Origin of the sequence: Sinorhizobium chiapasense (genome assembly GCF_045277575.1) — a bacterium.
Taxonomy (GTDB): domain Bacteria; phylum Pseudomonadota; class Alphaproteobacteria; order Rhizobiales; family Rhizobiaceae; genus Ensifer; species Ensifer chiapasense_A.
This window is the reverse complement of the sequence record NZ_CP144206.1, coordinates 534,024-545,595: the sequence shown is the minus strand read 5'-3', so window position 1 is coordinate 545,595 and position 11,572 is coordinate 534,024. Positions and strand designations below refer to the sequence as shown.

10 protein-coding genes are annotated in these 11,572 nt (G+C 62.7%); 1 reads left to right on the top strand and 9 read right to left on the bottom strand.

Annotation, left to right across the window (positions count from 1 at the left end; all coding sequences use genetic code 11):
* Window positions 1-141 precede the first annotated feature (141 nt).
* A complete protein-coding gene (locus QM996_RS21375; RefSeq protein WP_334198062.1) occupies window positions 142-849 on the top strand; it encodes an OmpW/AlkL family protein in 708 nt (235 codons plus the stop codon).
* A gap of 69 nt (window positions 850-918) precedes the next feature.
* Here the strand turns inward: QM996_RS21375 and QM996_RS21370 are convergent, their stop codons facing one another.
* From QM996_RS21370 to QM996_RS21330, 9 genes are all read right to left on the bottom strand, one after another.
* Window positions 919-1,338: a CBS domain-containing protein gene (locus tag QM996_RS21370; protein WP_334198061.1), complete on the bottom strand. Its 420-nt coding sequence runs from the start codon at window positions 1,336-1,338 to the stop codon at window positions 919-921.
* Between the two features lie 79 nt (window positions 1,339-1,417).
* Window positions 1,418-3,586 carry a glycoside hydrolase gene (locus QM996_RS21365; RefSeq protein WP_500270470.1) on the bottom strand — a complete coding sequence of 723 codons (2,169 nt, stop codon included), beginning with the start codon at window positions 3,584-3,586 and terminating at the stop codon, window positions 1,418-1,420.
* The gene (locus tag QM996_RS21360) at window positions 3,583-4,581 is read right to left on the bottom strand and encodes a glycosyltransferase family 2 protein (RefSeq protein ID WP_334198060.1); all 999 of its coding nucleotides are present in this window, start codon (window positions 4,579-4,581) and stop codon (window positions 3,583-3,585) included. The genes QM996_RS21365 and QM996_RS21360 overlap by 4 nt, the downstream gene beginning before the upstream one ends.
* 54 nt (window positions 4,582-4,635) lie before the next feature.
* A complete protein-coding gene (locus tag QM996_RS21355; RefSeq protein WP_334198059.1) occupies window positions 4,636-5,025 on the bottom strand; it encodes a VanZ family protein in 390 nt (129 codons plus the stop codon).
* Window positions 5,026-5,161: 136 nt separating this feature from the next.
* A complete protein-coding gene (locus QM996_RS21350) occupies window positions 5,162-6,325 on the bottom strand; it encodes a glycosyltransferase family 4 protein (RefSeq protein ID WP_334198747.1) in 1,164 nt (387 codons plus the stop codon).
* Between the two features lie 262 nt (window positions 6,326-6,587).
* Entirely contained in the window at window positions 6,588-7,847 is a 1,260-nt protein-coding gene (locus tag QM996_RS21345; RefSeq protein WP_334198058.1) for a glycosyltransferase family 4 protein, read from the bottom strand.
* Window positions 7,848-7,856: 9 nt separating this feature from the next.
* Complete coding sequence (locus tag QM996_RS21340) at window positions 7,857-8,618, bottom strand: polysaccharide deacetylase family protein (RefSeq protein WP_334198057.1); 762 nt, start codon at window positions 8,616-8,618, stop codon at window positions 7,857-7,859.
* Window positions 8,611-9,939, bottom strand: coding sequence for an O-antigen ligase family protein (locus QM996_RS21335; protein ID WP_334198056.1), 1,329 nt, complete (start codon window positions 9,937-9,939; stop codon window positions 8,611-8,613). The genes QM996_RS21340 and QM996_RS21335 overlap by 8 nt, the downstream gene beginning before the upstream one ends.
* A gap of 13 nt (window positions 9,940-9,952) precedes the next feature.
* On the bottom strand, window positions 9,953-11,566 hold the full coding sequence (locus QM996_RS21330) for a GumC family protein (RefSeq protein WP_334198746.1): 1,614 nt from the start codon (window positions 11,564-11,566) through the stop codon (window positions 9,953-9,955).
* Window positions 11,567-11,572 lie beyond the last annotated feature (6 nt).

Sequence of the window (11,572 nt, the reverse complement as noted above, 5' to 3'; positions counted from 1 at the left end):
AGGGCTTGTCGATTCGCGACCGCATTGATCCAGGACAACCCCTGGGACCCCCATGTTGAGCATAGTGCCGCCGGCCGCAGATGCCCTGCCGCCGAACGCCCTGACCGGCGATGTTCAAACTCTTCTGGGGGTCCGGAAATCATGCCTATTCGCGCCATCTTGCCATCTGCCGTCTTCTTCGCCGCGCTTGCGGCGCCGCTCGCAATCGCCACGGCGGCGGATCTCGCCGAGCCGAGTGTGGTCGCGGCGCCGGAAATGCCTCTCGCCAGCGAACCGGGCCCATGGATGATCCGCGCCCGCGCACTGGCCGTCCTGCCCGACGACAAAGCTTCGCTCTCGCTGAACGGCGCGGCACTTAACGGCGAAAAGGTCGGGGTCAGTAATTCCGTGGTGCCCGAACTCGACATCACCTATTTCTTCACCGACAACATCGCGGCCGAACTGATCCTCGGCACGACGCCGCACACGGCGCGCGGCAGCGGCTCGATCGCCGGTCTCGGCGAAATCGGCAAGACGTGGCTGCTGCCGCCGACCCTGACGCTGCAATACCATTTCAACGCGACGGAAACGATCAAGCCCTACATCGGCGCCGGCGTGAACTACACGATGTTCTACAACGAAAAGCGCCGCGGCGACTTCTCGAGCTTCAACATGAAGAACACCTTCGGCGTGGCGCTGCAGGCCGGCGTCGACATCAAGCTCGACGAACATTGGGGGCTGAACTTCGACGTCAAGAAACTGTTCCTGGAGCCCGAAGTCAACGCAACACTACCCGGCGCTGGCGCGGTGAGCGGCAAGGTCAAGCTCGACCCCTGGCTGATCGGCACGGGCATTAGTTACCGCTTCTGATCCTCTCCGGACCGATCAAACAGACCGTTTGCGGCGCCGAGGACGGCGCCGCAGTCATTATGCCGGATCTCAAAGGTGATGGGCCGAAATTGCCCGGGCGAGTTCGCCCGTCAGTCGCCTGCTGCTCGCATGCGATATGTCGCCGAGAGACAGCATGCCGACCATGCGCTTGTCCTGATCGATCACGGGAAGGCGCCGGACCTGTTTCGCCTCCATCAGATGGACGGCGTGCTCGATCGTTTCGCTCGTACGACAATAGACGATATCCCTGGTCATGACGTCGCGCGCCGTCATCGAAGCAGGATCGCGCCCGTTGGCGAAGGCGCGCAAGGCGATATCGCGGTCCGTGACCATGCCGATCAGGCGGTCGTTTTCGCCGACGGGCAAGGCGCCGATATCCTCATCCCGCATGATGCGCGCGATCGTCTTGAGATCGGTGTCGGGAGAGATCCAGCGAGCCCCGGGATGCATGGCTTCCGATATTCTCATTGTAACCTCCATTGCATGAAAGCGGCGGAGCGTAGGCCGACATCGTGGCCATTCATTGATCCGGGACGACGGTAGCTCTCTATTGCAGCTCCAGAAGGAAATAGGTCGTCGGGCCGGAGGGAACATCGTTTGAGAGACGGAAGGTGACGGCACCCTTCCCTTCCACGACCGGCGGATGCACGGTGCCATCGAGACCGATCGGCGAAACGCTCCAGCTCTCGGCGCTCCGCTCCAGCGAAAGGTCGGCATAGCCTGCGCGGATCCGGACCGGCAATCGTCCGAAGTCCTCGATCACCTTCTCCTCGGCGTCACGAAAGGTCATATCGGTGTTCTGCGCATCGGTCGCCAGAATCACGAGGAAACGACGGCCCGTCGCCAGCGACGCGTCCGCGCCGAGCGCCGAGAGCGCGACGAGCCCGTTGCCATCCGCCCTTTCGATGCGCAACACGCCGAGATCGATCGGCTCCCGCAGTGACGAATAGGCTGCGGCTTCGGTTGCCGCCGTTGCCACCCGCAATTGTCCGGCAAAACGGTTCAAGAGGATCTCGCTGGTGCTGCTCTGGTAGATGCCGGCATCGATGTTCGTGCTGTTGTCGCTCGCGAGCGCGCCGGTTTGGCGCAGCTTGTCGAGAACCCCTTCGCTGCTTTGCTGTCGTGGTTGCAACACAGCAGGCGCTTCGCCGAGGCCCTCCAGGTCTTCCAGACCGATCCGGCCGATCAGCGCGATGTCCGTCAGATATTCCGGTTCGCGCGCCTGCATATCGTCGGAAAGATCCTCTTCGCCACGCATGGCAAACGGGACAGTCAGGTCCGATGTCGCAACGTCACCGCGGCGGTAAAGCAGCGCCGCCAGCGTCTCGCCGGCGCGCGCGACCGGATCGAGCGCGATGGCGTAGGGAAGCATCGCCTTCTTGTGGGCGAAAGGTTCGCCATAGGCGAGAACGATCGGGCCGTGACCATGACGGCAGAGCGCGTCCCAACCTTGCAGTGCCGCGTAGGCCGGCATCGCCAGCCCCGCCTCGTAGCGGTAGCGGTTCCAGAAGAGGTGATCATACTCGCTGATCACGAAAGGCCTGCCGAGCCAGCGCGCCGCCGCGATCATCCGGATATAGTTCACCCCGTCGGCAATGGAGCTTGCCTGCGTGGTTTTGCTTCCCGGCGCGTAGCCGCTGACCCAGTCGTGATAGCTGTTCATGGTCACGGCTTCGAGGCCGCGCCGGCTGAGAGACGCCTGGATCGTCGGCCAATTGTTGTAATTGCTGATCAGACCGCGGTAGCCAAGCCCGCGCAGGACCTCGCTCATGCGCACGGTCCCTGCCCGTTCCGTCTCGATGAAGAAGGCCTGCAGATCGCGCAGCCGCGGGCTGTGGACATAGCGATCGGCCGGGAGCTCAACGGATCTCGCCTCGATCGTCTCGTCAGGGCGAAGGTCGGGCCACGCCTTGGCCAAGGCGTCGGTGGAGCCGTAGCGTTTCGCCAGCCAGTTATTGAACGGCTTCGCGAGCAGCGGATCGTAGGGCGCCTTTCCTGGCCGATCGTGAACGACGGTGTCGAACTCCATCCCGTTCTCGTTGGCGAGGATGACGACCGCCAGGGCATCGTCGCGGATGGGCGCGACGCCCGTATAGGGGTTCACGCGCCCAAGGATCGTCTCCTGCATGCGCTTCCAGTGATCGAACGCCCGGTCATCGACAAACAGCTCGAGCTTGAGGTTTCCTCCATCGTCCCAACGATCGTCGAAGCCGCCATAGGCGCCGCGCAGCGACGAGAGGCCATCGATCATCCAGTAGATGCCGTTCTTCTTCAGCGCCGCCAGCAGATAGTGGATGCGGTCGAGCGTTTCGGGGTCGTAGTCGAAATCCTTGTCGCGGCCGAACATCAGGCTGGCATCGACGAAATGCAGGCGGGCAAGATTGTAGCCGTGCATCGCCAGTTGCCGGGCGTAGCGGTCGGCCGTGTCGTGATCGGGAAATCCGCCGGAGGCCGGGCTCCAGGCGAGCGAAGCGCAAAGCATCCTTTCAGCTTTTTCGAGCGAGCGCGCGAATGCGAGCCGGCCATTGGCGCCGGCGACGAGACGATGGTCGGCGTCGATCGTGGTATTCGGCAGGAAAGAGGAGAAATCAAGCGGACTGCCTTTCCGAAGCTCGAGCGAAACTTCGCGCACCGGAAGCCACTGATCGGATGCGTGTACGCAAGGGCCGAATGCCAGAAGCACCGCTGCCGCGGCAAACAGCGCTCGCGCGTTCACGCCGGGGCTCCAAGCAACTTGCTCTCGATCGGCGCATCGGGCTTGCGGCGCGCCCTGAAGAAGCCGACGGGCAGCGCCGCCGCATGGAAGAACCAGGCGACGACCGTATAAAGTCCCATGCCAAGTCCCCCCTTGCGCAGGCTCATGAGCCCGACGACGCCGGCAAGGATTGCAAGGACTGCGCCGAGGGCGACGGTCTTGCTGGGCATGAACAGCAGCAGGCCAAGCGATGCTGCCCACCAGAGATAGACCAGCGCCCAGAGCTTGAGTTCCGGCAATTCCCTGATGAGCTGGAAGAAATAAGGCTGGCCGATCGAGGCGCGCAGCAACTCGCCGATGCCGAACAGATACTTGCTCTTCCAGCGCCGAACGAGAAGCCGGTAGGAATTCTCCGTATGGCCGAAATGCTGAACGAAGCGCCGGTCGAGGCGATGCAGCTTCCAGGCGGCACTGCGCAACCGAATGCCGAGGTCGAACTCTTCATAGCCGTGGAGATTGCGGTCGGAGAGATAGCCGACGGCCTCGATCGCCGCGCGCCGATAGAGGCCGCCACCATTCATGCGGTCGATCGCGCCGATACGGTTCTCCGGCGCATTGCGCGTGACCCGCCGGGCAAATTCGAGGTTGGACGTCAGCATCTCCTGCACGTGACCGGTGACGCCTGCGACCTCCGGATCATCGGCCAGGAACGCCTCCGCCACCTCGAGAAAATCGTCGTCCAGCAGCATGTCGCCATCGAGCAGACAGATGTGCTCGTGACGGGAATACTGGAAGCCGAGCTGTGGACCGATTCCGCAGCTTGGCCGCGCCGGCGGACTGATCTGGGCGATCACCACCGGGTAGCGCGAGGCGATCTCGATGGTCCTGTCCGAGGAGCCGCTGTCGGCGACGATGACCTCACCGCCAACGGTTTCGAGCGCCTTGAGCGCGCTCTCGATGGTGGCACCGATGCGCTTCTCTTCGTTCAGCGTCTTGATGATGACGGATACTGCCAATCGATCCCCCAATATCAGCAGTGCGTTCGCAACGCGTTCAGGTTGTCGTCGATACTAGCTGCGATATTTTGCGTTTTGGTTTATCCGCCCCAGCAAAGCGAGCAGTTGGGGCCGATAGCGGACGACGAGCCACCCGGAAAAGACGCCGCAGGCACCGCCGAGAAGCTTGACGGCGACATCCGTCACGCGCGCATGGCGATCCGCCGAAATCATCTGCAGGAGTTCGAAGCCGATCGCGGTGGCGAGCACGAGAACCAGGACGCGCCCGATCTGTCTCGGATAGGCGATCGCGAACAACAGTCCCAGCAGGCCGAAAGCGCCAAACCGCTCGAGATGGACGAGATGTCCGATGCGCGGCCGCAATTCGAGGGGCGATATCGTCGAATAGGCGATCACGGCAAGGAGGAGCCATGCGAAAAGGCCGGCAGCGCGTTTGATGTTCATTGTCAGCTTGTCTTCCAGGCGGCGTGCAAAGCACGGCAATCGTCGAACGGTCCACGACGGCGCCCACCTGCTCGTTCGAAAGGCCGGGTGCTGTCGCACTTAAATTGGCAGGGATCCGGCGAACGCGAAGGTCGGCCTACTTTGCCAGCAATGCGCTATACACTGCCGCGGTCTTTTGCGCCACGTTTGTCCAACTGTAGGTAGCTTCCGCATGAGCCGCGCGCTCGCGCACGTCGTCGTCGCTGAGCGGTGCGGCAAGCTTTGCGGCGATCCCGGCCGCAAGCGCATCGATGTCGCCCAGTGGAAAATACTCGTCGGGCGCAAGATCCAGTTCCCGGTTGGGAACGATGTCGCTTGCCAGCAAGGGCAGACCGTAGGCCATGGCCTCCAGCAGCGCGATCGGCATGCCCTCATGGCTTGAAGGCAGCACGAACAGGGCGGCATTGGCGAAGAGCTCCGCCAGCCGGTCGCCGGACTGGAAGCCCGTAAGCACAACCCCCGGCACCTCGTCGGCGAGGGTCCTCATCTCCAGGACATAGGGTGTCTCAAACTCCGCGCCGCCGGCGATAACGAGCCGGACATCCGTCAATCCACATTTCGCGAAAGCTCTGATGAGATCGAGCTGCCGCTTCTCCGGGACCAATCGCGCGGCAAGCAGGATGTAACGCCGAGGCGTCAGGCCAAATTCGTGGAGGATGCCGGCATTACCGGACGGCGGCGTAATCGCCACCCCATTCGGCACCAGCGCCATCGACACACGATGACGCACACGCATCGTCTGAACGATATCCTGCGATATCGCCACGCGCCCATTCGAGAACCGCATGCCGAGGAACTCGCCGAGCTTCAGCGTCCGTTTGGCGAAGGCGCCCCATTTCTGCCGGTCATAGTCGTAGCCATGATGGGTGACGACGACCTTCAGCCCGAAAATACGCGCAAGCGGCGTCATCAAAGCCGGGCCGATGGCGTGGATATGCAATACGTCCGGCCGACGCCAGGCGGCAAGACATACGCCGAGAAACGTGTGAACGAGCGCCTCCAGAGCCATGCGGCGTGGCGACCAAAGGGGGATCACCTCCACTCCGTTCCAGGCGTGGCAGTCGCCATCATTAAGATAGCGCCGGCGCCCGACGACCTCGACATCCCAGCCGTGGCCCAGAAGTTTGTCGGCGAGCATTTCGACATGCTTTTCGACACCCCCCTGTACGTTCGGAATACCGCGCAATCCCAACATCATCACCCGCTTGCGCTCGCCTCTGGCTGCAACGGCTCCATTCTGGGCAGTCAGGCCCCGTCGCATTCCAGAGTGAGCTGCGCCGCGCCGCGGCTTCTGCCCGCGCCCTTCGGGCAACCCGGATTGCGCGATCTCCTGTGCAATCACCGGCTGCTGGTGGTGACATCGCGAGACATCAGAGTTACTGCTCATGCGTCGCCTCGAAGGTTGTCCGTACTCGATTTCACGGCGAAATACTTATCAACCAAGTAAATATTTCATTCACCACTCATATAACTGACCGAAATCCATACGGCGAGCCCACATTACTACAAATTGCGCGCGACGGTTAACGGCGCCGCCCCTCTCCCGCCCCGAGCGATGCATAGAGGTCAAGGGTTTTGTCGCGATAGGCGGCGGCCGAGAATTCACTGGCGATCCAACGCCGACCCGCGGCCCCCATGGCCGTACGGTCGGAGACCGTGAGCGCCGCCATGCGCGTCAGGACCCGCGCCAGATCGTCAGCGTCACCGGATAGGGCAGTCATCCCGGTCTCTCCTTCTCGGATCATTTCGGGGATGCCGCCGATCGAGGCACCAATAACGGGTCTTCCCAACGCATAGGCCTCAAGCACGCTGATCGGCGCGTTCTCGTACCATTCGGACGGCAGAACCAGGGCACACGATTCCCCAATCAGCCGATGCAGCGCCTGGCCGGAGAGATAGCCGGCAAAGGTGACATTGGCTCCGGTCTGTTCGACGAGCCGGCGAAGCATCGCTTCCTCAGGGCCGGTTCCGGCGATCACCACCCGCTGGCGTGATGATGCGGCAGCTCTTATCAAGGTCGCCAAGCCCTTCTCCGGCGCCAGGCGTCCGGCAAAGACGAAGTAGTCGCTTTCAGCCCATTGGTCGGAGTAGTCGTCGACATCGACGAAGTTCGGGATGTGGACCATGCGCTCGCGCGGCCATCCCCACTCGACCAACTTCTCGACGTAGAACTTGCTTGGCACGACGATGCGATCCACCTGGTTGCGGTAGAGGCCGAGCGCGCGGTGGACCAGCGTTTCCGCAAGTACCACGGCACTCAGCGTCAGCTCGCCCTTGATGCAGCGATGGCGCAAGACGTTGTAGACGTGTCCGCCGCGACAGTCCTCGCAGACGGCGCCGTCGCGCAGCATCTTGTAGGAGGGGCAGGCAAGCTTCAGGTCGTGCGCTGTCATGACAACGGGAATGCCGGCCTGCTTCAGCGTCGAGAAGATCGCCGGCGACAGGTGATGGTAGACGTTATGGGCATGGGCGATCGAGGGCCGGACACTGTGTATCAGCCGGTCGATGTTGCGCTGGGCCTCGCGCGAATAGATGACGCTTGCCGCCTGCACGACCTTGCGCAACAGATTGGTGCGCCGGCCGTATTCGATCTCGGAGACGAAGTGGTCGGACCACGGCGAAGGCTCGTTGTCCTCATGCTGCATGGCGAAGGGCACCACGTCCCAGCCAATCTCGCCAAACATCTTCATATGGTCGAAAAACACCGCTTCGGCGCCGCCGCGGCGATAGAAGTAGTTGTTGATTGCGAGCAGCCTGCCGTTGCCGCTCCGATGATCAGACATGGCGCTCTCCTACCAGCCGAGCCTGTCGAGCGCCTGCTCGACCGGCAGGACCACGCAGCCCTTGCAGACCGCGTGCTGAACGAGGTGCTCGAAGGTCTCCGGCGTGCAGCCATAGGGCGTCGGGCGGGCGGTAATGTCGTGGGTAAAGAACACGAGCCAGCCGGGCCGAGCGGCCACATCGTCGATCCATCCGGTGAGCGCTCGTGCATCCGCCTCCGGCTGGCGGATCTCCACGGCCTTCAGCATCAGCGGGTCGACGGCCGTGCGATTGACGCTTTCGCCGGCCGCGCGGCAGGTGCGGTAGCGCCGCCCCAGTTCGCGGCGCGCCATCGGCCAGGCGGCATTGTAGGGAAACGCGAAGTTCGTCGCAGCCGCATTGACACCGCTGCGCTTCAGATAATCGGCATTGCGGTCGAGGTCGCGGGCAAGGCCGCCACCGCTCATGCGCCTGATCTTGGTGTGGGAATAGGTATGGCAGCCGACTTCGTGGCCTCGATCGGCGAGATCGGCGCATCCGTCCGACGAGATCAGCGTGCGATCAACTTCGACACGCCCGGCCAGCCCGCCAGCGATGTAGAACGTGCCTCGCACGCCGTGTCGTTCGAGGATCGTCGCCCCGTTATGAAGTGCACTGTCCGGCACGTCATCGAAGGTGAAGGAAATCAGCGGCACATCGGTCACGACATCGCGCGGCTTGGCCGCGAAGCGCCAGATCAACCGGTTGGCGAGGCGATCGACAAGGCCGCCGACGGTTTGCAGGAGATCAGACATAGACGGCTCCGGATTTTACCTGCTGCGGGGCCACCGAAAGAACCGCGCGCGACTGTAGGTGCAGGCCGTAGAGGGAAAAGAGGAAAGTGAACCACAGGAGGTTGCCGCCCTCGAAGAACAGGCTCTCGAGACCGGCGTTGAAGATCGTGTAGAGCCAGACGCGGATATAGAGCCGGGTGAGATGGGAATGTTCCTCGGCCGGTGCCAGACGCGCAATGTTGCGTAGAGGCAGGACCAGCAGCCAGATCACCGTCAGCAACAATCCGGGAAAACCCGTCGTCAGAGCGATGTCGAGATAGGAGTTGTGACCGTTTGCGGCCGCCACCGCCCAGGTTTCGATCGAGCCACCGCTATTGACGAGTTCCGACGTCTGCCAGAAAGCCTTGAAACCGTAGCCGGTGATCGGTTGCTCGGCGAGCGCCGTAAAGGCGAAGCGCCAGATGTCGGCACGATTGGTGAAGGTTGCATCGATGCCAAGCTCGGTGACGAAATCGCTGAGTGGCTTGAACACCGCGGAGCCAACGGCGAAGAGATTGAACAGACCGACCCCCCCGATAACGATCGGGATGCGCAGGAAGCGGAATCGCTCGAAAATCCAGGCAAGCAACACGATCGCCGGCAGCATGGCGGTCGAGGTCTTGCCGCCCGTATGGAGCAGGAAGTTGAACGACAGGGCAACGATGGCGAGACCGGCCAGTCGCGACCAGACGTTCATGACGAAGAGGCCGAAAAAAGCAGCAATCACCATGGCCGCGGCGGCACTGTTCTTGTGGGGGAAATGGCCGCGCCAAAGGCCGGCGTTCATTGGTTCACGCAGTTCGGAGGCCTGGTGGATTGCAAGCGACGGCTTGAAGAGAATGCCGTAATAGGCGACCGCCAGCATGAACAGGGTGCCGATGCCGAGCATCTTGGCGAAATGCCGCTCTGAAGCTGGCAGCAGCAGATAGACGCTGGCGTTGATGGTCACCATCACCGCGAGCACGGTTCCCTTGATTCCGAACATCGGATAGGCCGAAATCGCGGAGACGAACAGGAACCAGATGTAGAGCACGGCCAGCAACAGCCGCGGCTGCAGAATGATACCGCGCAGCGGGTGCGCGAGCCCATAGGCGAGCATGCCCGCAAAGAGTGCAAGCGATACGATCTGGTTCAAGCGATTGGAATTGCCAGCAGAAGGATCCAGCACCGCCGCTCCGGTCAGGTCGATGAAGGGCGTGGTCGTTATCCAGAAAAACAGGAACGTCGCCATGAAGAGCACGGTCCCTATGCGGGCGCGGAGCAGGTCCGCCGGGCTCTCGTCGCGGTAGACGGCGCTCGTCATGCCGTCCCCTCTCTCAGGCCGCTACGGGCCGGCGTGCGCGCAGGAAGCGCCAGAGCCCCAGCGTCAGGGCCAGGCCGATGCCAAGTGCGAGGCCGAAGATCACGCCGCCCGCGAGCAGGATCAACGTACGCGGCGGCCAGCTCCGCGCGTTCGGCGGCAAGGCGCGCGAGATCACGCGGACATTGGTCGTGTCGATCTGCTGGCGCTCGGTAATCTGCTGAGCGCGCGCCAGATGGGTCTCGTAGATCGCAGCCTTGGCTCGAGCATCTCTCTCGAGATCCCGAAGCTGCACCTGGGCCTCGTTGTCGGAGAAAACGTTCGATTTCTCGTCGCTTGCCTTGGCACGCAAGGCGGCGAAAGCCTGCTGCTCGCGATCCATGTCCGCCTTGGCGCGATCGAGGATGCGCCGCGCCTCGTCGGCCATGGCCCCTTCCAGGGTCGTGCGCTCGGAGCGGGCATTGACGAGGCGCGGGTGCCGCTCGCCATAAGTGCGCTGCATCGAGGCGATCTGCTGTTGCAGCAGGTTATACTGCTCGCGCAGGTTCGTCATGTTGACGGATTCGAACTCCGAAGCGCTCGCGGTGCGACCCTGCGCAATCGCATCGCTCATCTGCCGATAGCGCGTCTCCGCCTGGATGAAGCGCTGTTGAGCATCGAGAACCTGCGTGTTCAGTTCGTTCGAAAGCTGATTGCTGACAAGCTGGCCGTCATTGGTGGACTGGAGACCATTCTTGCGGCGGAAATCCTCGACGGCCCTCTCGGCCGCGGTCACGTTGTGGCGCAATTCATCAAGCCGCGCATTGAGGTTCTGAGCAACGCGACCGGCGCTTTCGGCGGCAGACTGAAACAGCTCCCGCTCAAAGGCCGCGACGATCGCATTGGACAGCGTTACCGCCTTCGCCGCCTCTTCGCTCCAGACCTTCATCACCACGACGAAGGAGCGCTCTTCGCGCCGCGCTTCGACCCGCTCCGATAGCGCCCGCATCGCGGCAAGCTCTTTGCCTGCCTGCTGTTCTGCCTTCGTCGAGAAGAGGCTCTTCAGCGAACCGAAGACCGAGGGTTTCACGAACTCCGGATCCTCGGAGAGGCGCAGTTGGTCGATCACGCGTGACAGCACGTTGCGCGATGTCAGAATGCGAAGCTTGCTTTCCACCTCCAGCAACTGCGCGTCGCGCTGCGGATTGGAAGTAAAAACGTCGTCGCTGACGACATTCAGATTGGAGGGATCGACAACGATGTCGGTATAGACGCTGTAGCGCGGCGTCGCCGTCATCGCATAGGCGAGCGCGGCGGCCACGCAGAGCATCACGGCGATGACGATCCAGCGGAGCCCTTCCCGCAGCCAGCCGACGATATCGTCGATGCCGATGTTGCCGAGTTCGTTCAATCCGGGGAAATAACTGTCGCGACGCGGTGGCGTTGGCACCACGGCACTGACCTGGCGCCGCGATGCTTCCGAAGGGCCGCCATCTCGCGGTCGGGCGACTGCGGGCTTCTCGTCCCCCAGCCCTGCTTCCGGTAAGTCAGGAGACAGCAGATCGAGCAACGAGCCTCTCGCGACCGGCACACCCTGATCGTGCACCGGACGGCTGGGCCTCCGTTTTTCGGCCTCGTCCGGCCTATACATAAGCAT